Source organism: Anaeromyxobacter sp. SG17 (assembly GCF_022690695.1).
Lineage (GTDB): Bacteria > Myxococcota > Myxococcia > Myxococcales > Anaeromyxobacteraceae > Anaeromyxobacter > Anaeromyxobacter soli.
In genome coordinates, this window is the sequence record NZ_JALCYX010000012.1 from 20,199 (window position 1) to 45,846 (window position 25,648).

At 73.4% G+C, this 25,648-nt stretch carries 24 protein-coding genes and 2 tRNA genes; 16 read left to right on the forward strand and 10 right to left on the reverse strand.

Annotated features, from left to right (window positions below):
- Positions 1-33 precede the first annotated feature (33 nt).
- Complete coding sequence (locus MNY60_RS07175) at positions 34-1,164, forward strand: pectin acetylesterase-family hydrolase (RefSeq protein ID WP_242360275.1); 1,131 nt, start codon at positions 34-36, stop codon at positions 1,162-1,164.
- Here the strand turns inward: MNY60_RS07175 and MNY60_RS07180 are convergent.
- Positions 1,118-1,522, reverse strand: coding sequence for a hypothetical protein (locus MNY60_RS07180; protein WP_242360276.1), 405 nt, complete (start codon positions 1,520-1,522; stop codon positions 1,118-1,120). The two genes, MNY60_RS07175 and MNY60_RS07180, sit on opposite strands and share 47 nt — an antisense overlap.
- A gap of 167 nt (positions 1,523-1,689) precedes the next feature.
- Between MNY60_RS07180 and MNY60_RS07185 the strand changes: the two genes are divergently transcribed.
- Together MNY60_RS07185 and MNY60_RS07190 are read left to right on the forward strand one after the other, a co-directional pair.
- The gene (locus MNY60_RS07185; RefSeq protein ID WP_242360277.1) at positions 1,690-4,593 is read left to right on the forward strand and encodes an ATP-binding protein; all 2,904 of its coding nucleotides are present in this window, start codon (positions 1,690-1,692) and stop codon (positions 4,591-4,593) included.
- Between the two features lie 171 nt (positions 4,594-4,764).
- The gene (locus MNY60_RS07190) at positions 4,765-7,776 is read left to right on the forward strand and encodes a hypothetical protein (RefSeq protein ID WP_242360278.1); all 3,012 of its coding nucleotides are present in this window, start codon (positions 4,765-4,767) and stop codon (positions 7,774-7,776) included.
- An 82-nt stretch (positions 7,777-7,858) separates the two neighbouring features.
- Here the strand turns inward: MNY60_RS07190 and MNY60_RS07195 are convergent, their stop codons facing one another.
- On the reverse strand, positions 7,859-8,503 hold the full coding sequence (locus MNY60_RS07195) for a hypothetical protein (protein ID WP_242360279.1): 645 nt from the start codon (positions 8,501-8,503) through the stop codon (positions 7,859-7,861).
- 67 nt (positions 8,504-8,570) lie between these two features.
- A complete protein-coding gene (locus tag MNY60_RS07200; protein ID WP_242360280.1) occupies positions 8,571-8,810 on the reverse strand; it encodes a hypothetical protein in 240 nt (79 codons plus the stop codon).
- 568 nt (positions 8,811-9,378) lie between these two features.
- Between MNY60_RS07200 and MNY60_RS07205 the strand changes: the two genes are divergently transcribed.
- Positions 9,379-10,077: a hypothetical protein gene (locus MNY60_RS07205; protein ID WP_242360281.1), complete on the forward strand. Its 699-nt coding sequence runs from the start codon at positions 9,379-9,381 to the stop codon at positions 10,075-10,077.
- A 48-nt stretch (positions 10,078-10,125) separates the two neighbouring features.
- Here MNY60_RS07205 and MNY60_RS07210 read toward each other — a convergent pair whose 3' ends face one another.
- The gene (locus MNY60_RS07210; protein WP_242360282.1) at positions 10,126-12,462 is read right to left on the reverse strand and encodes a protein kinase; all 2,337 of its coding nucleotides are present in this window, start codon (positions 12,460-12,462) and stop codon (positions 10,126-10,128) included.
- A 211-nt stretch (positions 12,463-12,673) separates the two neighbouring features.
- Between MNY60_RS07210 and MNY60_RS07215 the strand changes: the two genes are divergently transcribed.
- From MNY60_RS07215 to MNY60_RS07230, 4 genes are all read left to right on the forward strand, one after another.
- Positions 12,674-13,228, forward strand: a complete 555-nt coding sequence (locus MNY60_RS07215; protein WP_242360283.1) for a sugar O-acetyltransferase — start codon at positions 12,674-12,676, stop codon at positions 13,226-13,228.
- A gap of 220 nt (positions 13,229-13,448) precedes the next feature.
- Positions 13,449-13,814, forward strand: a complete 366-nt coding sequence (locus MNY60_RS07220; RefSeq protein ID WP_242360284.1) for a helix-turn-helix transcriptional regulator — start codon at positions 13,449-13,451, stop codon at positions 13,812-13,814.
- A gap of 10 nt (positions 13,815-13,824) precedes the next feature.
- The gene (locus MNY60_RS07225) at positions 13,825-14,316 is read left to right on the forward strand and encodes an SRPBCC family protein (protein ID WP_242360285.1); all 492 of its coding nucleotides are present in this window, start codon (positions 13,825-13,827) and stop codon (positions 14,314-14,316) included.
- A gap of 117 nt (positions 14,317-14,433) precedes the next feature.
- The gene (locus MNY60_RS07230; RefSeq protein WP_242360286.1) at positions 14,434-14,820 is read left to right on the forward strand and encodes a VOC family protein; all 387 of its coding nucleotides are present in this window, start codon (positions 14,434-14,436) and stop codon (positions 14,818-14,820) included.
- 161 nt (positions 14,821-14,981) lie between these two features.
- Here the strand turns inward: MNY60_RS07230 and MNY60_RS07235 are convergent.
- From MNY60_RS07235 to cysK, 3 genes are all read right to left on the reverse strand, one after another.
- A tRNA-Glu gene (locus MNY60_RS07235) sits at positions 14,982-15,054 on the reverse strand.
- Between the two features lie 62 nt (positions 15,055-15,116).
- Complete coding sequence (locus MNY60_RS07240) at positions 15,117-15,806, reverse strand: sterol desaturase family protein (RefSeq protein WP_242335751.1); 690 nt, start codon at positions 15,804-15,806, stop codon at positions 15,117-15,119.
- A 148-nt stretch (positions 15,807-15,954) separates the two neighbouring features.
- Positions 15,955-16,887 carry a cysteine synthase A gene (cysK, locus tag MNY60_RS07245; protein WP_242335753.1) on the reverse strand — a complete coding sequence of 311 codons (933 nt, stop codon included), beginning with the start codon at positions 16,885-16,887 and terminating at the stop codon, positions 15,955-15,957.
- A gap of 306 nt (positions 16,888-17,193) precedes the next feature.
- Here cysK and MNY60_RS07250 point away from each other — a divergent pair, with 306 nt between their 5' ends.
- Genes MNY60_RS07250 through MNY60_RS07260 form a run of 3 tightly spaced genes read left to right on the forward strand, consistent with a single transcriptional unit; the run spans position 17,194 to position 19,356 of the window.
- Positions 17,194-18,054: an endonuclease/exonuclease/phosphatase family protein gene (locus tag MNY60_RS07250; protein WP_242335755.1), complete on the forward strand. Its 861-nt coding sequence runs from the start codon at positions 17,194-17,196 to the stop codon at positions 18,052-18,054.
- Between the two features lie 52 nt (positions 18,055-18,106).
- The gene (locus MNY60_RS07255) at positions 18,107-18,355 is read left to right on the forward strand and encodes a hypothetical protein (protein ID WP_242335758.1); all 249 of its coding nucleotides are present in this window, start codon (positions 18,107-18,109) and stop codon (positions 18,353-18,355) included.
- The gene (locus MNY60_RS07260; RefSeq protein WP_242335761.1) at positions 18,352-19,356 is read left to right on the forward strand and encodes an SDR family oxidoreductase; all 1,005 of its coding nucleotides are present in this window, start codon (positions 18,352-18,354) and stop codon (positions 19,354-19,356) included. The genes MNY60_RS07255 and MNY60_RS07260 overlap by 4 nt, the downstream gene beginning before the upstream one ends.
- A gap of 18 nt (positions 19,357-19,374) precedes the next feature.
- On the opposite strand, the gene MNY60_RS07265 is transcribed toward MNY60_RS07260, so the two are convergent.
- From MNY60_RS07265 to MNY60_RS07275, 3 genes are all read right to left on the reverse strand, one after another.
- Entirely contained in the window at positions 19,375-20,178 is an 804-nt protein-coding gene (locus MNY60_RS07265) for an alpha/beta fold hydrolase (protein ID WP_242335764.1), read from the reverse strand.
- 214 nt (positions 20,179-20,392) lie between these two features.
- A complete protein-coding gene (locus MNY60_RS07270) occupies positions 20,393-21,175 on the reverse strand; it encodes an AraC family transcriptional regulator (RefSeq protein ID WP_242335767.1) in 783 nt (260 codons plus the stop codon).
- Between the two features lie 162 nt (positions 21,176-21,337).
- Positions 21,338-21,410, reverse strand: a tRNA-Lys gene (locus tag MNY60_RS07275).
- 577 nt (positions 21,411-21,987) lie between these two features.
- Here MNY60_RS07275 and MNY60_RS07280 point away from each other — a divergent pair.
- From MNY60_RS07280 to MNY60_RS07300, 5 genes are all read left to right on the forward strand, one after another.
- Positions 21,988-22,938, forward strand: a complete 951-nt coding sequence (locus tag MNY60_RS07280; protein WP_242360287.1) for a c-type cytochrome — start codon at positions 21,988-21,990, stop codon at positions 22,936-22,938.
- A gap of 132 nt (positions 22,939-23,070) precedes the next feature.
- On the forward strand, positions 23,071-23,388 hold the full coding sequence (locus MNY60_RS07285; RefSeq protein ID WP_242335773.1) for a metalloregulator ArsR/SmtB family transcription factor: 318 nt from the start codon (positions 23,071-23,073) through the stop codon (positions 23,386-23,388).
- A 2-nt stretch (positions 23,389-23,390) separates the two neighbouring features.
- Positions 23,391-23,696, forward strand: a complete 306-nt coding sequence (locus MNY60_RS07290) for a hypothetical protein (RefSeq protein WP_242335776.1) — start codon at positions 23,391-23,393, stop codon at positions 23,694-23,696.
- A gap of 129 nt (positions 23,697-23,825) precedes the next feature.
- Positions 23,826-24,092 carry a hypothetical protein gene (locus MNY60_RS07295; protein WP_242360288.1) on the forward strand — a complete coding sequence of 89 codons (267 nt, stop codon included), beginning with the start codon at positions 23,826-23,828 and terminating at the stop codon, positions 24,090-24,092.
- Positions 24,089-25,642 carry an efflux RND transporter periplasmic adaptor subunit gene (locus tag MNY60_RS07300; RefSeq protein WP_242353610.1) on the forward strand — a complete coding sequence of 518 codons (1,554 nt, stop codon included), beginning with the start codon at positions 24,089-24,091 and terminating at the stop codon, positions 25,640-25,642. The genes MNY60_RS07295 and MNY60_RS07300 overlap by 4 nt, the downstream gene beginning before the upstream one ends.
- The last annotated feature ends 6 nt before the right edge of the window (positions 25,643-25,648 follow it).

Genomic DNA, 25,648 nt, shown 5'->3' on the forward strand with positions numbered 1-25,648 from the left:
AGCATCGCCGCTCTTCGCCTGGGGAGTGCTCGCATGCGCCTTCGCCGCCTCGTACCCGCAGTGCTCGCCGCCGCGCTCGCCGCGTGCGCGCAGAATACGACCCCCATCGAGAAGAAGGGCTACACCGGGAAGCCGCCGCTCGGGCAGGCGATCTCCGAGGCGGAGCTGCCGCTCGAGACCTGGGCCTGGATCCCCTTCGACGACGCCGTGTGCGCCGACGGCTCCACCACGGGCCTCGCCGTGAACCGCGGGAGCGGGTCCGACCTGCTCGTGTTCTTCGACGGCGGGGGCGCCTGCTGGGACTACGCGACCTGCGCCGCCGGGACCGCGGTCGACGACCACTACGGCCCGGCTCAGTGGGACGTCGAGCTGCGGGACTACGTGCCGAGCTCGCTCACGGATCGCGCGAACCTGCCGCCCTCCCTCGCCGGCGCGACGATCGTGTTCGTGCCCTACTGCACGGGCGACGTGCACGGTGGGAGCAACGTGAAGGTGTACGGGAACGCGGTCTTCTCCGAGACCTGGAGGCACGTCGGGCACGCGAACGTGCTCGCGTACCTCGCGCGGCTCGCCCCGACGTTCCCGTCGCCCCGCAAGCTCGTCGTGGCGGGCTCCTCCGCCGGCGGCTTCGGCGCGCTGGTGAGCTACGAGGCGTTCCGCTGGTACTGGCCGGAGGCGCGAGGCTACCTCGTGGACGACTCCGGGCCCGCGCTCGTCAACAACGACGTGCCCGCGGACCTGCGCGACGCCTTCTACGGCTCCTGGCACCTCGGCGAGGCGCTCGACCCCGTCTGCGTCGAGTGCCGCTCGAACCTGTCCGCCGCGTTCAGCGAGCTCTCGTCCTCGCACGCGGGCGACCGGATCGCCTTCCTGTCTCACCTCCGCGACCCGGTCATGGCCACGTTCATGCTCTCGACCCCGGACGCGTTCGAGGCCTCGCTCCGCGAGCTCGAGGCGCTCGTCTTCGCGCCGACCGGCAACGCGCGCGTCTTCTACGACACGGACGGCGGGCAGCTCGACGCCCACATGCTCCTCACGCCCGCGACGCCGTTCGCCGGGGGCTCCTACGTCGCCTCGCACGAGGAGGGCGGGACCACGCTCGCGGCCTGGCTCGAGCTCATGGTCTCGGACGACCCGCGCTGGGCGACCGTGATGCCGCCGTGACGGGCGGCGGCCGCAGCGATCGCAGCAGGCCGATCCCCACGGTCAGCGTCGCGTACACGACGAGCGCCGCGCCCGCGTAGAGCAGCGCGCGGAGCGGGGGCGCGTGGGCGAGCCCGAAGAAGCCCGCCGAGACCAGGATCGCGGCGAGAGGGGCGGCGACGCGCGCGCTCCAGGCGACGCCCGGTGAGAGCCGGACCGCGTCGAGCAGGTGCTGCAGCACGAGCGACAGCAGGACGAGCACGCCCGCGTGAGCATGGCCGGCACGGTACAGCGTGAGCTGCAGCGGGGTCAGCTCCGGGCCGGGGACGCCCGCCCCGCCGGCCGTGACGAGGCCGAGCACGGCGAGGCCGCCGAACACGATGGTCGGACGGTGACGAGGGTGGCGCCGATCATCAGCCGGGTCGCGTGTGACATCGAAGGCTCCTCCTCCGTGCGGGCGGTCGGCGGATCGCCCGGCTTTGAGCGGCGTGTGGCCCCGAGAGGTCATGGCACCGAGCGCGCCGCTCCCACAGGCACTGGGCCGATATGACGGAGTCAGTCAACGGTATCGCCTCGCGCTTCAAGGCCGTGCTCGACGCAGCGCCGGACGCGATGGTGATCACGGACCGCGTCGGCCGCATGGTGGTCGTGAACGCCGAGGCGGAGCGGCTCTTCGGCTACCGGAGCGAGGAGCTCCTCGGCGAGCCGGTCGAGATGCTCATGCCCGAGCGCTTCCGGGCGGCGCACCCGCACCACCGGAACGGCTACTTCCGCGACCCGCGCACCCGCCCCATGGGCGCCGTCGGCGGCCTCGAGCTCTTCGGGCTGCGCAAGGACGGCACCGAGTTCCCCGCGGAGATCAGCCTCTCTCCCCTCGAGACCGAGGACGGGATGTACGCCATCACGGCGCTCCGGGACGTCACGGCTCGCAAGAAGGTGGAGTGGTACGTGAAGGGCGTCCTCGAGGCGGCGCCGGACGCGATGGTGGTGACCGACAGGCGCGGCAAGGTGATCCTCGTGAACGCGCAGGCCGAGAAGCTCTTCGGCTACTCGCGCGAGGAGCTGCTCGGCCAGCGCGTGGAGGCGCTCATCCCGGCGCGCTTCCGCGCGGCGCACCCGGCCCACCGCACCGAGTACTTCGCCTCGCCGAGGACCCGCCCGATGGGCGCGGGGCGCCTCGAGCTCTTCGGCCTCACGAAGGACGGGACCGAGTTCCCCGCGGAGATCAGCCTCTCGCCGCTGGAGACCGAGGACGGACCGCTCGCCATCACCGCCATCCGCGACGTCGCGGAGCGCAAGCGCGCGGAGGAGGAGCGGGCGCGCCTGCACGCACGGCTCGAGGCGACGCTCGGCGAGCTGGGCGCCGCCTACGACAGGTCGAAGGAGCTGGAGCGCCAGAAGACCCGGTTCTTCGCGAACGTGAGCCACGAGCTGCGGACCCCGCTCGCGCTCATCCTCGGCCCCGCCGACGAGCTCCTGGCCGCGGAGCTTCCCTCGGGGACCCGGCGCGACCTGGAGGTCATCGCGCGCAACGCGCGTACGCTCGCGAAGCACGTGAACGACCTGCTCGACGTCTCGAAGCTCGAGGCCGGCAAGATGGCGCTCGAGCTCGCGGACGCGGACGTGGGGCGGCTGGTCCGCCTCGTCGCCGCGCACTTCGACTCCTTCGCGGCGGAGCGCGGCACGGCCTTCGCCGTCGAGGGGCCCGAGACGCTCGCGGCCCGCGTCGATCCCGGGAAGCTCCAGCGCGTCCTGTTCAACCTCCTCTCGAACGCCTTCAAGTTCGCGCCGGCGGGGGGGCGGATCCGCTGCTCCCTGCGCACCGTCACGGCCGCCGGCGCGGAGGTCACGCCGGGTTTCGCGATCGAGGTCTCGGACAGCGGGCCGGGCGTGCCGGAGGGACAGCGGGAGTCGATCTTCGCCCGCTTCGCGCGCGGCGAGGACGAGGCGGCGCGCCGCGTGGGCGGGACCGGCCTCGGCCTCGCCATCGCGAAGGAGTTCGTGGAGCTGCACGGCGGCCGGATCGAGGTGGGCGAGGCGCCGGAGGGCGGCGCGCTCTTCACGGTCCACCTGCCGCCACAGGCCCGGGAGGAGGAGCTCCCCCCGGGCGACGCGGGCGGGGAGGGCGACTACGGGTCCGGGGCCGTCGAGGAGCTGCGGACCGCCGCGGAGCCGCCGGACGAGGTCTCGCGCGGAGGGCGGGACAGGCCGCGCGTGCTCGTCGTGGAGGACAACGCGGAGATGCGCCGCTTCGTCGCCGAGGTGCTCTCCGGCGAGTTCGAGGTCTCGACCGCTCCTGACGGGGAGGCCGGCCTGGTGGAGGCGCTCGCGCGACCGCCGGACGCGGTCGTCACGGACGTGATGATGCCGCGCATGAGCGGCGACGCGCTCGTCCGCGCCATGCGCGAGCGCCGCGAGCTCGACGGCGTCCCGGTCCTCGTGCTCACCGCGCGGGCGGACGACGCGCTGCGCGCCCAGCTCCTCCGGGAAGGCGCGCAGGATTACCTCATGAAGCCGTTCGTGGCCGAGGAGGCGCGGGCCCGCGTCGCGAACCTCGTCTCCGTGAAGCGCGCCCGGGAGGTCCTGCAGCGCGAGCTCGACTCCCAGACGCACGACGTCGTCGCGCTCGCCGGAGCGCTCGCGGCGCGCAAGCGCGAGCTCGAGGCCGCGCTCGACGTGGCGCGGCGCGCGCAGGAGGACGCGGAGCGGGCGAACGCGGTGAGGACGCACTTCCTCCGCCTCGTCTCCCACGAGCTGCGGACTCCGCTCACGACCCTGCACCTCCAGCTCCAGCGGCTCACCCGCGACGCCGAGCATCCGCTCGAGGAGCACCAGCGCGCGATCCTGCGCCGCGGGGTGTTCGCCGCGACGCGGCTCACCGGGCTCGTCGAGGCGCTCCTGCATCAGGCCCAGCTCGCGAGCGGCCGGCTCGCGGCCGAGGTCGAGGACGTCGATCTCGGGGCGCTGGTCGCGAAGGTGGTGGAGGAGCAGCGCCCGCAGGCGGAGGACAAGGGGCTCGAGCTCGTCCTCCGCGCGCCTGATCACGTCCCCTGGATCGAGACGGAGCCGCGGTTCCTGCGCCTCATCCTCGCGAATGTGGTCGGGAACGCCATCAAGTTCACCGCCGCCGGCGCGGTGGAGGTCGCGGTCGAGAGCCGCGGCGACGAGCTCCGCGTGCAGGTGAAGGACTCCGGACCGGGCATCGCGCCGGAGGATCGCTCCCGCCTCTTCGAGCCCTTCGAGCGCAGCGCGCGCGCCGCCGAGCAATACGTCCCGGGGCTCGGTCTCGGCCTCACGGTCGCGCGGGACCTCGGGGCCGCGATCGGCGCGCGCGTGGAGCTGGCGTCCTCCTCCGGGATGGGGAGCACCTTCGTCGTGGCGCTCCCGAGCGGCCAGCCCGCGGCGGCGCGCGGGGCGGTCGCGCGGCGCCGGCCGGAACGCGAGCGGTGAGCGGAGCGCAGGCCGTCGGCCGGCGCCTCGGTCGGTGTGCTCCGGGTGGGTTTCCGCTCCTGGTATAGGGCGATCGCGCGAGGCGCCGTCACGGAGCGGCGCGCCCGAGCTCCTTGCGCATGGGGCGCCTGCTGCCCACGTGAAGTGGTGCGCCTGCGCCCGGATCCGGCCATGGCCTCGCTCGCCAAGATCTCCCGCCCGCGGCTGCCTGCCGTCGTGCCCCGCGCGCGGCTCTTCGCGCGGCTCGACGAGGCGCGAGCGGCGACCTGGATCGCCGGGCCTCCCGGCGCGGGGAAGACGACGCTCGCCGCGAGCTACGTGACGGCCCGCGCGCTGCGCTGCCTCTGGTACCAGCTCGATCCCGGCGACGCCGACCCCGCGACCTTCTTCTACTATCTCGTCCAGGCGTCGCGGCGCGCGACGCCCGGCTCCCGGCGGCCGCTCCCGCTCTTCACCCCTCCGTATCACGGTGGGCTCCAGACCTTCGCGCGCCGCTTCTTCCGCCAGCTCTGGGCCAGCATCAAGGTGCCGTTCGTCTTCGTGCTCGACGGCCTGCACGAGGTGCCGCCTGGTTGCGAGCTCCCCGACCTGCTGCGCGAGGCGCTCCTCGAGCTGCCCGCGGAGGCGCGAGCGCTCCTCATCGCGCGCGAGGGGCCGCCTCCCGCGCTCGCCCGGCTGCGCGCGAACGGGCAGCTGGAGATGATCGGGCCCGAGGAGCTGCGGCTCGCCTCGGAGGAGGTGGCGGCGCTCGCGCGCCTGCACGGAGTGGATGGGCAGGGCGAGCGCGTCGAGTCGGTCCGTGCGCGCGCGAACGGCTGGGCGGCGGGCGTCGTGCTGATGCTCGCCGGATCGCCGCGCGGGGCCGGGAGCGGGCCGGCGGAGACTCCCTCGACGGTGTTCGACTACTTCGCCGGAGAGGTCTTCGATCGCGCCGACGCCGTCACGCGCCAGGTGCTGCTCGAGACCGCGCTCGTCCCGAGCATCCCGGCGTCGAGCGCCGTGCCGCTCACCGGGGTGCCCGCCGCGACCGACATCCTGGCGGAGCTCGCGCGGAGGGGCTACTTCACCTTCCGCACGGACGACGCCGAGCCCACGTACGCGTTCCACCCGCTCTTCCGGGAGTTCCTCGTCGCGCGCGGCTCCCGGGCGCTCACCCCCGAGCGGCGGCGCGAGGTGCGCCTTCGCGCGGCCGCGCTCCTCGAGGCACGCGGCCTCGTCGACGACGCAGTGGGCCTGCTCTCCGGGACCGAGGACGCGCTCGAGCTCGCGGAGCTCGTCGTGCGCCACGCCCCCGAGCTGTTTCGCACCGGGCGGGGCAGGACGCTCGCGCGCTGGATCGCGCGCATCCCCGCGGCGATCCGCGACGGCCACCCGTGGCTCCTCTACTGGCTCGGGGTCGAGGCGATGGAAGGAGACGTCTCCGCCGCCCGGGCCCTGCTCGAGCGCGCGTACGCGGCGTTCGTGGCGGCGGGTGACGGCGCGGGACAATACCGCGCGTGGGCAGCGGTCCTCGAGGCGTTCTTCTTCGAGTGGCACGACTTCGCGCCGCTCGATCGCTGGATCGCCGAGTTCGACGCGCTCAGGCGCCGGCAGCCGGAGTTCCCGGACGATGCGACGGCCGAGCTCGTCGGCATCTCGTTCGCCGAGGCGCTGATGTACCGGCAGCCGGCCAGCCCGGCGCGGGCGACCTGGATGGCGCACCTCCGCGGCGTGGCGCTCGAGAGCGCGGACCCGGCGGTGCGCGCCAGGGCGGCGCGCGTCCTCGTCCTCCAGGATCAGTGGTGGGGAGAGCGGGGCCGTGACGCCGTGATCGAGGTCGTCCGCGCCGACCTCTTGAACCCGGGGGTGGAGCCCTTCACTCGCATCATCGGGCTCGGGTTGCTCGGCCTCAACGCGTGGCTCGCGGGGCGGCCGCGAGACGCGCTCGGCTCGCTGCAAGCCGCGCTGGGGCTCTCCCGTGAGACGGGGGTGCACGTGTGGGACTTCATGATCCACGCGGTCGCGGCCTCGGCGGCGTGCGCCGGCGGCGACCTCCCGCTCGCGGAGCGGCACGCGGCCGCGATGCGCGCCACCTCCGTGCCGGGCCGGCGGATGAGCGCCTGCGTCTACCGGCATGTGGCAGCGGCCATCGCGCTGCGGAGGTCGGACGGTCGAGGCGCGCGGGAGCACGGCGAGGTGGCGCTGACGCTCGCGGAGCGCGCCGGGGTCCCGCTGTACCAGTGCTCGAGCCGGGTCATCGCCGGCGTCGGGTGCATGCTCGACGGCGCGCTCGCGCAGGGCCGCGCGCGGCTCGAGGAGGCGGAGCGGCTGGCGCGAGAGCTCGAGAGCCCGTTCCTCGAGCTCTGCTGCCTCGTCCCGCGGGCGGTATGGGCGCTGCGTGAGGGCGACGCGAGCGGGCCGGAGCTCGTGACGCGCGCGCTCGCGTGCGCGCGCGCACACGGAACCGTGACCGAGCCCTGGGTGTCCCCGGAGATCCTCGCGGAGCTCTGCGCGGCGGCGATCGAGCGCGGCCTCGATCCGGACGAGGCCCGCGTCCTCATCCGCGCCGGAGCGCTGCAGGCGCCGCCGGCCGCGGAGGCGCTCGAGGGTTGGCCGTGGCCGGTGCGCATCCGCACCCTCGGGGACTTCGAGATCGCGCGGGAGGGCGAGCCCATCCGCTTCCGGAGCAAGGTCCAGCGCAGGCCGCTCGAGCTGCTCAAGGCGCTCGTGGCGCTCGGGGGGCGACAGGTACCGGAGGAGCGCCTCGCCGAGGCGCTCTGGCCGGGCGCAGACGGAGACGCGGGCGTCCACGCGCTGCAGACCACGCTGTACCGACTGCGCCGCCTCGTGGGCGCCGACGTGGTCGTCGCGCAGGGGAGGACCCTCTCGCTCGATCCGGCGCGGTGCTTCGTGGACGCGCTCGTCGTCGCGCGCCTCCTCGAGCGCGCGAGCGGCCGCCTCGAGCGCGGCTCACGGGAGGACGCGCTCGCGCTCACCGAGCGCGCGACCGCGCTGTACCGCGGCTCCTTCCTCCCCGGCGACGACGACCTCCCGTGCGTGATCGCCGCGCGCGGTCAGCTCCGGCGCCGGCTCGAGCGTCACCTCGAGGCGCTTCGCCTCCGTGGGCCAGGCGGGTCGCGAGCGGAAGCTCTCGTGAGCGGGCTTCACGCCCGCGACCCGGGCGTCGGAGCTCGCCCGGGATGATCGGGGAGGTGAGCAGCGCGGGCGCCGGCCTCCGAGCGCCCGCGTCGCGTCCGACGTGCTCCCTGCCCCCCTCCCGGCGCCGCTAGAACGCGGCGGCCTGCGACCCGTCCCCGTAGGCCGCGTCGTCGTGGGACCCGGCGTACGGAGGCTCGTCCCCGTGCGCGAGCGCGATGGCCACCGGCGCCTCGTCGAGCGAGGCCCGCACCGGCGCGCCCTCTCGAGGAGCGCTCGCCGACGCGGTTGCCTCTCCGGCCGCGGGCTCGCGCCGCGTCGCCGGCGGGCTCATGGCGGCGAGGACGACCCCATGCGCGCTCGACGCGCGCACCGGCAGGGCGGAATCGCCGCGGGCCGCGAGCGCACGCGGCTCCTCCCGGCGCGCGCTCTCGGTGGATCCGTAGGAGGCGTCGTCATGCGAGGAGCCGAGCGAGAGCGCACCGTCGTCTCGCGGGAGCGCGACGCTGTACGTCCCGTGCGATGCGGCGCCGTAGGAGGCGTCGTCGCACGAGCCGGCGTAGGGTGGGAAATCGCCTGCGAACGCGGGCGATGCACCGAGAGCCGCGAGGACCAGGCCCGCGAGCACCAGCGTCGTCGCGCCACGCACCTGGCTCACGTACGCGCGGGCCGCCATCGAAGAGATCCCTTTCCTGACGTTTGCGGATGTCATCGTTTCCTCCTCGGCGGCGATGGCTACGCTCCGCCGCCACGGTGAGACGATGTCGCGGCGCATCACACGGATGACACACGGATTAGAGGCCTGTGAGGCGCAAAGCATGAGACGACGTCGCGGCGAGAAGCTACAGAAGGATACGGAGCCCCGATTGCTTACCGATCACGCGGGACTCGTCGTGGCGCTTCGACTCGAGGGGGCTCGGATCGGCGCTCCCCAGCCGCCAGCCCGCGGCCGCGCGCGGGGTAACGTACGACTGCGCCGCGGGCGCGCTCTGCCTCGACGGCCTCTGCGCCGGCTGCGCCACCGATGCGGCCGTGTGCTCGGGCGCGTTCGACGCGTGCGACGCCTCGCGGAACAGCTGCACGAGGTTCTCACGGCCGCGGACTGCTCGGGCGGAGCGGTCTGCGACTCATACGCAGGGTGCGTGGAGTAGCCAGGGGAATGCAGACTGCGTCAGCGAAGTAGCCGCCGGGCTCGACGGGCTCGCTGCTGCGGCCACGGGCGAAGCTCCATGGCTGCGGCGGGCCCAGGTGGCTGCGCGGTCTGCGCGCGCCCCCTGGGCGCGCGAGACGTCCGTGATCCGCGCTACACGAGATCACGCTGCGCGGCCTCCGGGCCTTGGTGTGCCGAGGACGCGGTTCCCGAGAACCGGCGCGCAGGGCCGGGCGGAGCGTCGGCGGCGGCCCTCCGGTCCCCGCTCGGCCTCCGGCGTTAGGCCCAAGTCCCGCTCGGCGCGGGCACGCGATCGTGTGGAGGGGAGGCGCGGATGTGGATCGCGGCGCGAATAGGGCGCCCGCCCATCTGCCCCCGCGAGCGCCGCTCGCCGGAGCGGCGCCGTCACGTAGAGTCGCCGAAGCAGGAGAACGGAAGCCCTCGCGGTCGACGCGCCGGTATGCGGCGGCCGGTCGTGGGCGGCTACACGGAGCGTCACCATGGCCGACGTCGTTCGATCCGTCACCGTACCGCTCGACCCCTTCGTCTCGTCCGTTCCCGCTGGCGTGAAGGTCCCCGCCCGGATCGACTTCCGGGTCGCCCTCGCGCTCGTCGGCACGGACGCGGGCTTCGTGCTCCTGCACCTCGGCAGGCACTTCGGGTGGCTCCCGGATGATCCCATGCTCTCGCTGTCCCAGGACCGCGGCTGCGCAGAGTGGTTCCAGTACGCGAAGGAGCTCTCCGTGCTCCTGCTCCTCGGGATCGCCCGCGTCCGCAAGCGGAGCACGCTCCTCGCCGTCCTGGCGCTGCTGTACCTGTACCTCCTCCTCGACGACTCGCTGCGGATCCACGAGGTCATGGGCTCGGCGGTGGCAGCCTCGGGGCTGCTCCCGGAGAAGCTCGGACAGCCTGCGTGGGCCGCGGCCGTCGGGTCGATGTTCCTCGTACCGCTCGGTCTCGGCTATCTCCGGAGCGACGCGGACACGAGACGCTTCGCGCGCTGGCTCCTCGGGCTCACGGCCCTGCTCGCGGGGTTCGGAGTCGTGATCGACTTCGCGCTGGCGGGCCTCCGCGGAGGCGCGCTGATCGAGGAGATCGGCGAGCTGCTCGTGATGAGCGCCACCGTCACGTTCGTGCTCGGGGTCTTCCCACCCGGCTCGCGTACCCGCAAGGCGCTGGAGCGGGGACACCTCCGGTAGGCGGGGAGGGGACCGAGGGGTGGTGGTCCCGGAGGCTCACCGCAAGCCTCAGGCCGGAGGAAGGTTCAGGCGGCGGAGCAGGGCGGGATATCGGGGATCGGATCGCAGGCTTCGCAGGAAGGGGTCGCGGGTGACGAGCACGAGGCCGGCGTCTTGCGACGTCCGCGCCCGCTCGAGCCAGGCGAACGCTCTTTCGTGCTCGCCGCGCCACGCGTGGATCTCGGCGAGCTGGTACGGCATCGAGGACGCGAACCTGGCCTCGAGCGCCTCGAGCGCCACGCGTGAGCGCGAGGCGTGGCCGAGCGCGTGATGGGCGATCGCTGCGATCGTCAGCCCGAACCCCTCGTGCGCCTGCGACGTGTGCGGCGCGAAGACGGCGGTCGCCTGGATGGCGCGACCGCTCAGGACCAGGGCCGCGGACCGCCAGAACGCGGCGTAGGGATTCCCGGGATCGAGCTCGAGCGCCCGCTCCGCGGCTTGCGCGCACCGCTCGACGTCGCCCGTGCCGGCGTACGTCATCGCGAGGTACGTCCAGGCGAGCGCGTCGAGCGGATCGAGCTCGGTGGCCCTCACCAGCGACGCGAGCCCTTCCTCGACCCGGCCGATCGGGACGAGGACCATGCACGCGTGGTCCCGCACCACGCGCGCGTCCCCCCGCCCGAGGGCGACGGCGCGTTCGAGGTCCTCGCGACCGGCGGCGAAATCCCACCGGAGGAGCATCCGCAGGGTGCCGCGCGTGCTCCACGCCGTCGCGAGCCCCGGATCGAGCGCGACGGCCCGCTCCGCCGCCTCGAGCGCGCGCCTCCGCCGCTCGGTCCGGGAGGCCGTGTCGGCCACCAGGTCGGAGGCCCAGAGGAGCGCCTCCGCGAGGTCCCCCCACGCCGGCGCGTAGCCGGGATCGAGCGCGATGACCTTCTCGTAAGCGGTCGTCGCGCCGGCCTGGCCCAGCAGGTCGCGTCGCTCGAGCAGCCGGCGCGCGATGAGGTAGGCGTCGTACACCTCCGGGCGCGCGGTGCGATGCGACTCGACCGACGGCGCCTCGCCGCGCGCGAACCGGACCTCGAGCGCGGCGACGACCGCGCTCGCGATGCCCTCCTGCACCGCGAACACGTCCGTCAGCTCCCGGTCGTAGGTCTGCGACCAGAGCGTGAACCCGTCGGACACGCTCAGGAGCTTCGCGGTGATGCGCGCCCGGTCCCCGGCGCGGCGCACGCTCCCCTCGAGCACGTTCGTGACCCCGAGCTTGCGCCCGATCGTCGCCGCGTCCTCACGCGAGCCGCGGAAGGAGAAGGACGAGGTCCGCCCGGCGACGTGGAGCCCGCGGACCCGCGTGAGCGCGTGCAGGATCTCCTCTGCGACCCCGTCCGAGAAGAATTCCTGGCCGGGCTCCGGGCTCATGTTCGCGAACGGCAGCACCGCGATCGATGGCGGGCCGGAGCCGCGGCCGTGCGGCTCGTATCGTGTATCGCGCCAGGAGGCGGAAGATGGCTTCGGCGGCGCCGCGGGACCGGGCTCGAGCGCGGCGAGCGCGGCGACGACCTCGCCGCCGTCCCGAGGGCGCTCCACCGGATCGGCCGAGAGCATCCGCGCGACGAGCGGAGCGACCGAAGGGAGCTCGGGGACCCTGAGCACGGCGCCCTCGACGTCGCCCGCGCCGTCCCGCGGCGGCAGCTCGCCCCGGAGCATCTGGAACAGGAGGACGCCGAGCGCGAACACGTCGGTGCGCTCGTCCTCCGGGGCGCCCCGTACCTGCTCGGGCGCCATGTGACCAGGGGTTCCGCCCGGCATGGCGCGGTGCGCGAACGCTTGCGCCATCCCGAGATCGAGGACCTTCACGCGCCCGTCGCTGCACAGGAAGACGTTTCCGGGCTTGAGGTCGCGGTGGACGACGCCGCTCGCGTGCGCGTGCGCGACCCCTCGGGCGATCTCGAGCGCGACGCGCATCGCCTCGCGCGGCGGGAGCGGCCCGCGGGCGAGGCGTGCTCCGAGCGTCTCGCCCCGGAGGAGCTCGAGGACCAGGAAAGGACCCGCCGGTGCGCGCCCGAAATCGAAGAGCGTGACGACGTTCGGGTGCGAGAGGCTCGCCGCGATCGCCGCCTCTCGCAGGAGGGGATCCTCGGCGACGTCGCGCCCTGCCCCGCGGCGGAGCGCCTTGAACGCGACGCCACGGCCCAGCTCCCGGTCGCGCGCTTCCCAGACGATCCCGAAGCCGCCGCGTCCGAGCTCGCGAATCAGCTCGAACCTGCCGATGACCGCTCCGGGCCGAAGCTCGGCCTCCCACGCGCCCTCGGGCGCCCGCGCGAGCTCCGCGAGCAAAGCCGAGAGCGCGCCGGGGTCTTGACGCGACGACGGCTCAGCGACGCTGCGCACGCCCTGCTCCGGCATGAGAGACCCTCAGCCCAGCCAGCGAGACGATAGCTCCGCGGAGGCTCTAGCAGCGTCCGCCGAACGCGGGAATGCAGCGCAGCTACCCGGCGATGGCACGCCCGCCGCGGCTCGATGACCGGAAGACGAGGGCACGGGCAGCCGTCCCCCGCCTCGCTCCCAGGCGCGGCAACTCGCAGCGCGGACCGACTGACCGGGCTACGACCGCGCGATGACCGAACGAGACAAGATGGCTGCGGGCGAGCTCTACCTGGCCTCGGACCCGGAGCTCGTCCGAGCGCGTACCCGCGCTCGCCGTCTGATCAAGCATCTATCCGAGGTGGACGTCGACGACCTCGACGCTCGCGTCGCGGTCCTGTCGGACCTGCTCGGCTCGGTGGCATCGGGTGTCTACGTCGAGCCGCCGCTGTTCGTGGACTACGGGTTCAACGTGAGGCTCGGAGCGCGTACCTACCTCAACACCTGCTGCATCCTGCTCGACTGCAACCGCATCGACGTCGGTGAGGACGTGTTCTTCGGTCCGGGGGTCCATGTCTACACGGCGACGCACCCTGTCGACCCCGAGGAGCGAATCCGAGGGCTGGAGCGCGCCCTCGCCGTCCGCATCGAGTCGCGGGTGTGGATCGGAGGCGCCGCGGTGATCCTCCCCGGCGTCACGATCAGCGAGGGCTCGACCATCGGGGCGGGGAGCGTCGTCACGGCAGACGTGCCGCCGCGCTGCGTTGCGGCGGGAAACCCATGCAAGGTGATCCGGCGCCTGGGCTGAGGTGAACGTGGCGAAGCCTCTGGGCGAAGAGTGCGTTCGGTGAGCGCCAGCCGTCCCTGCCGGCAGTCTAGCCGTGCCCACTCCCGGGCGAGGGAAGAGGTCGCCTGTATCAGCTGACGTTGCCGATGGGCGGCCGCGCTAGGCGCCGTGCGCCTTCGGCTCGGCAGGCGGGCGGTCTCCCCTTGCGTGCCGCCAAGCCGTGCCTTAAATACTGAACCACATGGTGCAGTATTCGAAAGCCCGGCTCGATGCCTCGTTCGCCGCGCTCTCGGACGCCACCCGGCGTGGCGTTCTGGAGCAACTCGGACGTGCAGACGCTTCGATCACGGACCTTGCCGACAAGTTCCACATGTCCCTGACGGGCATGAAGAAGCACGTCGGCGTTTTGGAGCGAGCCGGTCTCGTGGCCACGGAGAAGGTCGGTCGCGTGCGGACCTGCAAGCTGGGCCCGCGCCGGCTGGAGGACGAGACGGCGTGGCTCGAGAGGTACCGCCAGCTCTGGGACGCACGCTTCGACGCGTTGGACCAGGTTGTCGAGGAACTCAAAAGGAAGGAGAAGGTCGATGGGCGCAAGAAGAGAGAGTGATGTCGCCCCCATGAAGAACCGCACCACGGTGGAACGGAAGTCCGAGCGTGAGCTGGTCATCACGCGAACCGTCGACGCCCCGGCGCGCATCGTGTTCGAGGCGTGGACCAAGCCCGAGTTGCTCGAGCAGTGGTGGGTACCGAAGTCGACAGGCTTGTCCCTGCTTTCCTGCGAGGCGGATGTTCGTGTCGGCGGCAGGTACCGTCTGGTGTTCAGCCTCGAGGGCTCGGAGCCCATGGCGTTCTTCGGCAGGTACATCGAAGTGACACCGTGCTCGCGCCTCGTCTGGACCAACGAGGAAGGCGGTGACGCTGGGCAAGTCACCACGGTGACCTTCGAGGAACGAGGTGGCAAGACGCTGCTGGTCCTGCACGAGCTCTATCCTTCGAAGGAAGCTCTCGATGCCGCCCGCGCCTCCGGGGTGGAGGCCGGGATGCTCGAGACGTTCGACCAGCTGGACGAGTTCGTCGTCACCCTGGGCGCGGGCGTGGGACGGTCATGAAGTCGTCGAGGGTGTCGCGGAAGGCCGAGTGCCGGCTCTGATGCTTCTTGCGCGTCCAAGCCAGCACCCGACCTACGGCGATGCGTCCCCTCACGCTGCACACCGGATGGAGTTCCGATGATCGATCACGTGAGCGTCATCGTCAGCGACTACGCGAAGAGCAAGGCCTTCTACCTGCATGCGCTGGCGCAGACCGGCCATTCGCGGCTGGTGGAGCTGCCTGCCGCGCGCGATGGCCATGCGCTGACCGCCGGCTTCTGTCATGCCGACGGATCCGATTTCTGGATCAGCCAGGGCGATGCGATCACACCGCCCATCCACATCGCATTTCGCGTGTCCTCGCGTGCAGCGGTCGATGCCTTCCACAAGGCGGCCATCGCAGCAGGCGGCAGGGACAACGGGGCGCCGGGCCTGAGGCCGCACTACCACCCGAACTACTACGGCGCCTATGTGCTCGATCCTGACGGTCACAACATCGAGGCGGTCTGTCACGAGGCGCAGTGACTTCGGGCGGGCGCGGCGGTGGCAAGCGCTCCGCGGGATGTCGCTGTGCGGCCGTCCGCCGGGAACACCCTCTACGCGCGTCCGACGAACGACGACTCGGGCAACGGAGGCGCAGAAAGGCGCGTCTCCGTAAACCCGGGTCGGAATCGATGGATGGTGAGTGACCCCACGGGGATTCGAACCCCGGTTGCGGCCTTGAAAGGGCCGAGTCCTGGGCCTCTAGACGATGGGGTCGGGCGGTCTAGTACCCGACAAGGCGGCGTCTGTCAAAGGGTCGGCGCTCGCCGGGCGTCGGTTCAGACGCGACGGGCGGCGGCGGGGTGCGCCGGTGCGCCGCGCGGGCGGTAGACGGTCCCGCGGACGTGGTCCCAGAGCGGGAACGTCACGTTGAAGTTCCAGCGCTGCATGAGGCTCGTCGCGTGGTGCAGCTGGTGGTGGCGGCGCAGGTAGCCGATCGCGCGGGTGCGGCCGATGGGGCTCTCCTCGGGCAGGTGATAGGCGAGGTGGAGCCACTCGTACGAGAGCACGTAAAGGACGACCGTCGCGACCCACAGCGCGGCGAGGTTCGGCTGGCGGAGCCAGAGGAACAGGAGCGCCATCGGCGAGGTGAGGATCGCGATGCCGAACACCGCGTACGCGGGGAGGAGCACGAGCTTCAGCTCCTTCGCGCTGCGGAGCGCCATGTCCTGGCCGACGAACACGGCGTGGTGCTGCGGCGTGTGGCGCGTGTAGAAGACCTCGAGCCAGCGCACGCGCCGGTGCAGGAGCCCGCGGTGCACGTGCCACTCGACGGCGTTGCCGAAGGCGAAGAAGACCGGGACGAGCAGGAGCTGCCAGGCGGTCAGGCCCTCGACGCGCGAGAGGGCGAGGGCAGCGAGCGCGAGGCCGCCGAGGCTCGGCAGCAACAGGTGCAGCGTGGGCGAGTAGGTGCTCGGGATGCGCCCCGTGAACTCGGCGCGGAGCTCCTCGCGCGACGCGTGCGTCATTTGGCGGCCTAGCCTCCGGGCGGCGCAGGAGCGCCCTTCTCCCTGGAAGGTAGGGGGCGGCCGTTCGGCCCGCAACGCGACACGCGGGAAGCGTACCCGGAGCCGGAGCGCGTCGGGGCGGCGGCGCCCCGACGCGGCGCGCAAGGTGTCAGCGGGCGCCTTCCTCGAACAGCCAGGTCGACAGGTAGCGCTCGCCCGTGTCCGGCAGCACCACGACGACGAGCTTGCCGGCATTCTCCGGCCGGCGGGCCACCTCGCGCGCCGCCCAGGCGGCGCCGCCGCAGGAGATTCCGGAGAGGATGCCCTCCTCGCGGCAGAGGCGCCGCGCCATCTCCCCGGCCGGATCGTTCCCGACCGTGATCACCTCGTCGATGAGGTTCACGTTGAGGACCTTCGGCACGAACCCCGGGCCCCAGCCCTGGATCTTGTGCGGCCCGGCCTTGCCGCCGGAGAGCACCGGCGAGTCCGCCGGCTCGGCGGCGACGATGCGGATCCCCGGCTTCCGCGCCTTCAGGACCTCGGCGCAGCCGGTGACCGTGCCGCCCGTGCCCGTGCCGGCCACGAGGATGTCGATGCGGCCGTCGGTGTCGCGCCAGATCTCCTCGGCGGTGGTGCGGCGGTGGATCTCGGGGTTCGCCGGGTTCTCGAACTGCTGCAGGACGAGGTACCGCGGGTCCTCGGCGGCGAGGTCCTCCGCCTTCTTGATGGCGCCCTTCATGCCCTCCGGCCCGGGCGTGAGGACGAGCTTCGCGCCGAGCGCGAGCAGGAGCTTGCGCCGCTCGATGCTCATCGTCTCCGGCATCGTGAGCACGATGGGGATGCCCTTCGCCGCGGCCGCGAAGGCGAGGCCGATGCCGGTGTTGCCGCTCGTGGGCTCGAGGAGGATGGTGTCGGGCTTGATGCGCCCGTCGCGCTCGGCCGCCTCGATCATCGCGACGCCGATCCGGTCCTTCACCGACGAGCACGGGTTGAAGCTCTCGAGCTTGGCGGCGACGTTGGCGCGCGCGCCGTCCATCACCCGGTTGAGCCGCACGAGCGGCGTGTTGCCGATGAGCTTCGTCACGTCGTCCGCGATGCGCATCCCGTGTCCTCTCGCGAGCGGTCCCGGCGCGGGTTTCCGCTATAACGGACGCCATCTTTAAAAGCGGATGCGGGTCCTGTCAAGCAGAGGCTCGCCGGGCGGGCCGACCCGCACCGGGAGAGACGGTCGCCAGGGTGAGCGCGGGCCGGCGGCGGGGCGCGGCATGCGCCTCGCCCGCAACCCGCGCGAGCTCGGTGCCTCCCCGGCCGTCGCGCGCACGGTAAGCCCGCAGCGCGGCCCGAGCCCGACTCCGGCGCCCCGCGAGCGCGGCGCTGTCGGGGCGCCGCGCTTGCACGGGGGCGCCGCATGCGACGCCCTCTGGCCGCGCTCGCCGCGGCGCTCCTCACCGGCTGCCAGCCCCTGCTCGACGTCCCCGCGCGTGCGCCCGAGGCGCGGGCGGTGCGGATCGTCACCTGGAACGTCCACGATCTCTTCGACGCCGAGGACCGCCTCCTGCCGCCCGGCGCGGAGGACGAGGTGCCCTCGCCCGCAGAGGTGGAGGCGAAGCTCGGCGCGCTCGCGGCGGTGCTCGCTCGCCTCGACGCCGACGTGGTGCTGCTGCAGGAGATCGAGAACCTCGCGCTGCTCGAGGCGCTCGCTGCGGGCGCGGGATACGAGGTCGCGCGGCTCGTCGAGGGCAACGACCCGCGGGGCATCGACGTCGCGGCGCTCTCGCGCCGGCCGATCTCGCGCTACGTGAGCCACGCCGGGGAGCGCGACGCGGCGGGCCGCGTGCTCTGGCCGCGCGACTGCGTGGAGGTCCACCTCGCCGCGGGCGCCACGCGGCTCGCGATCGTCATGAGCCACCTCAGCTCGCGCCTCTCGGACGACGGCACCCGTCGCGCGGCCCAGGCGGCGCGCATGCGCGAGATCGCCGACGCGCTCGCCATGGCGGATCCGGACGTGGTCGTGCTCGCCGGCGGCGATCTCAACGACCCGCCCACGGCGCCCGCCCTCGGGCCGCTCGCCGCCGACGGCTCGTACCTCGATCCGCTGCCTGCCGAGGCGACGACCTGGTCCACGGGCGTGGCCGCCGAGCGGCTGGACGCGCTGCTCGTCGCGCGGGGGCACGCGGGCGCGGTCGTGCGCGCGGAGGTGGTGCACGGGACCGACGTCGCCCGCGCGTCCGACCATCAGCCGATCGTGCTGGATCTCCGCCTGCCGTGACATCGCGCGGGCGGCACGGACTCCCCACCTTGAAAGGGAAGGGGGACTTTCGATGGCGGAAGAACGGACACCGAAGGACGAGCTGGGCACCGAGCCGGGGCTCGCGGGCGGGCCGGGACCGAAGCCGCCCGGCTTCGACGATGGGACGCCGCGCATCCTGGGGGACGGCTCGCCGGGTTACCCGCCCGAGGGAGCGCTCGAGCCCCGGGACGAGGAGGTCGAGAACCGGAAGGGTGAGCCGGTGGAGCACCCGCACCATCCCGCCCCCCGGCGCCCGCCGAGGCGCGGGAGCGAGGGGTGAGCCGCAGGTTCGCGGGGAGGGTGGTCGTCGTCACCGGGGCCGCCGCCGGGCTCGGCCGCGCCATCGCGCGGGCGTTCGGCGCGGAGGGCGCGCGGGTGGGGCTGCTCGCGCGCGGGAGCGAGGCGCTCGAGAACGCGGCGGCCGAGATCCGCGCCGCCGGCGGCGAGGCGCTGGTCCTGGTGGCGGACGTGGCGGACGATCGGGCGGTCCAGGCGGCGGCGGACGCCGTGGTCGGCGAGTGGGGCGCGGTCGATCTCTGGGTCAACGACGCGATGGTCAGCGTCTTCTCCCCGGTGATGGAGATGACCGCAGACGAGTACCGGAGAGTCACCGAGGTCACCTACCTCGGCGTCGTCCACGGCACGCGCGCCGCGCTCCGGCACATGCTCCCGCGCGACCGCGGGCACGTGATCCAGATCGGCTCGGCGCTCGCCTACCGGTCCATCCCGCTCCAGAGCGCCTACTGCGCCGCCAAGGCCGCGGCGCGGGGCTTCACCGACGCCCTCCGCTGCGAGCTCCACCACGACCGCTCGCGCGTGAAGCTCTCGATGATCCATCTCCCTGCCGTGAACACCGCGCAGTTCGACCTCGTCCGCACGCGGCTACCCGGGCACCCGAAGCCCGTGCCGCCCATCTACCAGCCCGAGCTCATCGCTCGCGCGGTGCTCCGCGTGGCGCGCCGCCCGGTGCGGGAGCTCTGGCTCGGCTGGCCGACCGCGCGGGCGATCCTCGGCCAGTTCGTCATCCCCGGCCTGCTCGATCGCTACCTCGGGCGGATCGGCTACCGCGCCCAGCAGGCCGACTTCCCGCCGGAGCCGGGTCGGCCCGACGACGTCGACGCGCCCGTCCCGGGCGATCCGGGCGCGCGCGGCGAGTTCGATCGCGAGGCGCACGCGACGAGCCTGTCGATGTGGCTGCAGCTCCGGCGCGGCGCGATCCTCGCCTCGCTGGCGGCCGTCGCCCTCGCAGGGTGGGGCGCCAGACGGCTCGGGGCGCACTGAGGAGGGAGGGGAAGGGTATCAGCTCTCCTTCGAGCCCACCGGCGGCGCGTGCGCCGCGAGGAACCGCGCGACCCGCGCGCGCACGAGATCGCGATGCGTGAAGATGGCGACGTGCTCGCCGCCCTCGATCTCGAGCAGCTCCGCGCCCGGGACCCTTGCCGCGAGCTCCTGGCCTTGCGCGAACGGCGCCGCGCTGTCCCGCGTCCCGTGCACGACCAGGAGAGGGGCCGCGATCCGCTCGAGCGGGAACGACAGGTCGCTGCGCGTGGCGGCGACGTCGAGCTCCGTGCCGGGCATGCGGAGCGCCATCCGATCCATCGTGCTGAGCTGCAGCTCCCTGAGCAGCGGGCCTGCTTCGGGATCGCCGAGCGTCCGCGCGCGCACCGCCGGGTCCCGGATCGACCGGCGCGCGGACGCCTCCGGATCCCGCTCCGCCTTCCGGCGCATCGCGGCGGCGAGCGGGCCGCAGCGCGCGGTCAGCTTCATGACGTACCACGCGAGCGGCAGGCCCTGCTCGACGCGCCGGCAGACGGACGACACGATCACGAGGCCCCAGCAGCGATCGGGGTGGCTGAGCGCGAACTGGAGGGCGGACGGGCCGCCCCCCGAGACGGCCATCACGGCGGCGCGCTCGACGCCGAGCGCGTCGAGCAGGTCGCGGTAGAGATCGGCCTGCTCGGCCAGCGTCCGGCCGGCGGAGAGCGGCGTGCCGAGGTACCCCGGGCGCGAGGGCGCGACGTACCGGAACCCCGGCGCGCCGATCGTCCGCGCGAGGATGAGCCCTTGGTCGTGGCCGCCCATCGCGCCGTGGAGCGATAGCACCGCTGGACCCTCGCCCGAGATGGCGCACTCGACGGGCCCGCGCCGCGTGCTCACCACGCGCGGTGAGCCGTCAGCCGCCGCCGCCCGTCCTGCGTTCGATTCGAGCTCACGTTCCGCGCGCATGGCGTCCTCCCTGGGGTGCGCGCCGTTCGTAGCGCGGCCCGGGCGGCGCCGTCTTGTGGAAATGCGACACGCCGCCCCGGCGATCCGCGCGCTACGGTCTCACGCGGTGGACGACCCGCGTGTCGCTGCGCGCGAGCGTCCGGCTGCGAGCGGCGTCGTCGTCGGCGGGGAGCCGACCCGTCAGCGCCTTGAAGTCATGGACGAGGTGCGGCTGGTCCGCGTAGCCGCACGCATGGGCGAGGTCGGCCAGGTTCCCGTACCCGCCGGCGTGGAGCGCGCCCAGCACGTGGCGGAGGCGGACGAGCCGCGCCACGCGCTTCGGCGTCATCCCGAAGGCGTCCAGGAACAGCCGCTCCAGGCTGCGGACGTGGAGGCCGACGGCGGCGGCGAGCGCGTCCACCCTGACCCGTCCGCCACGGGCCTCGAGGAGGAGCGCGGCCTGCCGGCACCGCTCGTCCTCCACGAGCGGTCGCGCCGCCCGCCGCACGAGCGCCTCGAGCGCGCGCTGCCGCGAGGCGAGGTCCGGCAGCGCGCCGAGCCGTTCGGCGATCACCTCGAGCGGCTCGCCCGCGAGCCGGTCGAGCTCGACGCAGCCGTCGGTGAGCTCCGAGGCGCGGACGTCGGCGAGGCGGGGAGCCTGACCGGCGCGGAAGCGGATCCCGAGGTACTCGGCGCCGGCGGCGCGCTCGATCGTGGCCCGCTCGGTCGCGGGCCCGAGCAGCACCAGCCGGGACCCGGTCTCGGACCGCCGCAAGACGAGGTGCACGCCGGCGTCGGGGAAGAACTCGTGGCGAGTCGTGCCGGGGCCGGCGCCCACGGCGGACCAGCAGAGATCGATCCGTCCGGCGAGGTCCGGGGCAGGCGGCGTGAACACGGCCGCGGGGCGGCCCGGCGCACCCGCTACGCGTACTGCCGGCGCGGGTCGATCGTGGGCTGATCTCGCGTTCCGCACGTCGCGTTCACCACGGAGCGGCGCCGGCGCCCTTCGGTCGGTGCTCGACCAGCTGCCGGCTCTCGCTCAGGTCGCTGCGGCTAATGAGGCGCCTGGGAATCGAACCCAGAACCACCGGCTTAAAAGGCCGATGCTCTGCCAGTTGAGCTAGCGCCTCGAGGCTCCGCACTTCTTAGCTAATCACGCCGGGCGATGCATCGCCCTCCTTCACGTCCGTGGCACGCGGTCGCGCCGGAACCCCGGCCATGATCCGGTGACTCGCCCCCGTGTGTCGCGTCGCTTGATACCACGTGGCCGGCGAGGAACGCTGCACGAGTTGAGCGCCGCGGGAGGCGCTCGTGGAGCAGCGGGACCGGACGAGGCTCGCAGCCGGCGGGTGCGCCCCGTGGACGTCGCTTGCCCGAGTCGCGAGTCGATGAGCGCGCTCTTCTCTGCGGCGGTCATCGGCGTCACGTGACTGGCGCCCCCGCGCAGCCGGCCGCCGCCTGACCGGGATGCGCCCGGCGTGGCGTCCGCTCTCTGAGACCGTGGACGACTCTGGAGAACGCTGCTCGCGCCGTCACCGAGCCGCGTGCCCGGGAATTGCGAGCGCGATGTGTGCACGCGAATGGGCGCCTTCCGCATCGCTTGCGCACCCCTGGTGGGTGGCGCACGTCCCGGATCGCTTGCTGGCGTGGTGAGGCGCGCGTGTTGCTTCACCCCGGCGTTCAACCCCGAGCCACGCGAGCGTCGACATGCGGATCGGAATCCTTGCCTTTGCGAGCGCAGGCCTGCTCGCCGTCATCGCCTGCGGGGGCTCGTCGACGAACCCGAGCAACAGCTCGACGACGGCCGACAGGACGCAGATAGCGGATTACCAGGACCTGACGGCGCGCGTGCAGTCGGCGGCGCTTTCCTATCGCGCGACGATGGGCGCTTCCGCGATGACGGTCACGGGTTGCTCGGCGGCGCACGACGCCTACGACGCGCAGGTGCGTCCGTGGATCTCGCAGATGGTCCAGCTGAGCGGCGCGATGGACGGCTTCATCGGTGCGCACGACGGCGTCGCGTACGTGGACATGAGCTGCGTCGCGAGCGCGATGCTCGCCGAGCTCGACGCGCACCGCCGCGTCGCGTGCACCTTCTCGAGCCTGACCGACGACCAGGCGGAGGCCTTCCGTCACGCGGACGTCATGGCCTCGTACTCCGCGCACGTCTACGCGCGGTGCGGACAGATGATGAGCGGTCTCGACGGCTACGGCTACGGCTGGGGACCGATGGCGAACGGATGCGGCGGGGGCCCCGGCGTCGTCCCCGGCCCGAGCGGCGATCCCGTCGCTCTCGGCGAGCGCATCTTCGACTGGGGGATCGGCGCTGACGGACAGCCGATCGTCCGCAGCGGCGGCTTCGGGATGATGATGATGACCAGGAGCGGCTGCGCAGGCTGTCACGGGTCCGACGGGCATGGCCTCCGCACCATGATGTTCACGACGCCGAACATCACGTACCCGAACCTCACGGACCCGTCCGGCCTGCGCGAGCCCGACGGCACTCGAGGCCCCACGTATACGGACGAGCTCATCCGCCGCGCGGTCGCCGAGGGCGTCGGCGCCGACGGCGAGACGCTCGACCCCCGGATGCCGCGCTGGCAGCTGAGCGGGCAGGATTGGGACGATCTGCTCCTGTTCCTGAAGACGCTGCGCTGACGTCGACTCCACGGCCGCTTGACCGAGCGGAGCCGATTTCGTAGTTTCGAAGTCGTGGAAGTGACTTCCGCCCGACCCCGCCGTGCCCGTCCCCCGCGCCTCGACGCGTCGGGTGAGTGCGCGGTGGTGTGCGTGGACGCGCGCAGGGTCGCCGCGGTTCGCGCCGCAGCCCCGGACGACGCGGCCATCTTGCAGGTCGCCGAGCGGTTCTCGGCGCTCTCCGATCCCACCCGGGTCCGCATCCTGCACGCGCTCTGCCGCGCCGAGCTGTGCGTCTGCGATCTCTCGAAGGTCGCGGGGCGCTCGATGCCCGCCACCTCGCAGCAGCTGCAGCTCCTCCGCAGGCTCGGCCTCGTGAAGTTCCGGATGGACGGCAAGCTCGCGTACTACAGCCTCGCCGACGCGTGGGTCCGGGAAGCGCTCGAGACCGCGCTCGAAAGGACGCGGTGAGCATGCGCCTCCTGCGTGTGCTCGTCCTCGTCGCCGTCGGCGTGTTCACGTCGGGCGTCCCTCAGGTCCTCACGGCCGCGCTGGACGACGACTGCGCGGCGGCGTGCGACGGCGCGCTCGACGGCAAGCACTGTCCGCCAAACTGCGCCCAGGGCATCTGCGCGAACGTGCATGCATCCCTCGCCGTGGTCGGCGCGCCGTGCCCCGGCCCGGCAGCAGCGACGATCGTGCGCAGCGTCGTCGTCGCGCAAGCGTCGCCTCGGCTCCCGATGGTGACGGCCGGCGTGTTTCACCCGCCGAGAGCCTGACGCGCTCCCATCACGGGAGCAGTGTGCCCGCTCGAGCGGGTTTCCCCGTCCTTCGTCCAAAGTCCACGACGCGCCCGCGCGATAGCGCGGTCCGCTCGCCGCGCCCACGGCGCGGAAGGAGAAGAGTCCATGCGCACGATCGTCCTCGCGCTCGGCTTGGTCACCCTGTTCACCCTCGCCGTCCCGGGCCGTGCCGCAGAGGCGGCCGCGCGCGCCGCGACGGACTCCACCGCGGCCAGGTGCGAGCACGGCGTGAAGAAGACGCTCTGCGCGCGGTGCAACCCGAAGCTCGTCCCCGTGTTCAAGGCGAAGGGCGACTGGTGCGGGGAGCACGGCGTGCCCGAGAGCCAGTGCGCCCGGTGCAACCCGAAGCTCGCGAAGGAGGGCGTGAAGTGACCCGGGTCGCCCTGACGGTAGCGCTCGCCGCGGTCGTCGCCGGGGCAGGTTGCACGCGCACGGCGCCGGGCGCGGAGGGACCGCACGGCGGCACCTCGGAGAAGGCGGAGCACGCCGCGAGCGCCGAGGCGCCGAGGCTCTGCGAGCACGGCGTCCCCGCGGACCTGTGCACGAGGTGCAACCCGGACCTCATCCCGGCGTTCAAGGAGATGGGCGACTGGTGCAACGAGCACGGCGTCCCCGAGTCGCAGTGCGTGAAGTGCAACCCAGGGCTCACGTTCGCGGCCGCGAAGACGACGGCGAAGGCCGCGCCGGGCCCTTTGCCCTGGTGCAAGGAGCACGCGGTCCCCGAGGAGATGTGCACGAAGTGCCGGCCGCAGCTCATCGCGAAGTTCATCCAGGCCGGCGACTACTGCCGCGAGCACGGGTATCCCGAGTCCGTGTGCCCGTACTGTCACCCCGAGAAGGTGAAGGCCGCCGGGCACGAGCTCCCCTCGTTTCCGGAGCCGGGGACGAAGATCCGCCTCGCCTCCGCAGAGCTGGAGCGGGAAGCCGGGATCGTGACCACGCGCGTCGTGGAGCGTCCGTTCGCGCCGAGGATCGAGGCGGTCGGCCAGCTCGAGTTCGACCAGAACAAGCTCGCGCGGCTGTCCGCGCGCGGCGAGGCGACCGTCGTCGAGGTGAAGGTCGACGTGGGCGAGGACGTCCGCCGAGGCCAGCCGCTCGTCGTGCTCGCTTCCGGCGCCGTCGGCGGGGCGCAGTCGAGGCTCGCCGCGGCCGAGGCGCGCGCTCAGTCGGCGCGGGCAGCGCTCGCCCGTGAGGAGTCGCTCGTGGGCGACGGGATCAGCTCGCGACGCGACGTGGAGCAGGCGCGCACGGAGCTCGCCGCGGCCGAGGCCGAGCGTGACGCGGCTCGAGCCGAGCTGCGCGCCGCAGGCGCGGGCGCAGCGGGGAGCGGCGGCCGGTACGCGCTCGTCGCCCCGTTCGATGGGACCGTGGTCGCGCGGGCCGCCGTCGCGGGACGGGCGGTCTCGCCGGAGGACTCCCTCGTCGAGATCGCGGACGTCCGCACGCTCTGGGCCGTGCTCGAGGTCCCCGAGGAGCACGCGGGAGCGCTCCGCGCAGGCCAGAAGGTGACGGTTCGCGTCGACGGGTCCGGTGAGGTCCGCGAGGCGCGCGTCGCGCGCGTGCCCGCGTCGGTCGACCCGCGGACGCGAACGGTCCGCGTCCGCGTGGACCTGCCGAACCAGGACCGAGCGCTCCGGGCAGGCGCGTTCGTGCACGGCACCATCGAGGTGGCCGCGCCGCGGGGCGCCCTCCTCGTCCCGCGCGACGCGATCCAGCGGGCGCAGGAGCACGATCTCGTGTTCGTGCGGACCGCGCCGGGCCAGTACGACCCCGTCGCGGTCCGGCTCGGCGCGCGGGTCGGCGGTGACGTGGAGGTCGTCGGCGGCCTCGCGCCCGGCTCGGAGGTCGTCACGACCGGCGCGTTCGTCCTCAAGACCGAGATCCTGAAGGACTCCATCGGCGCTGGCTGCGCCGACGACTAGGAGCGA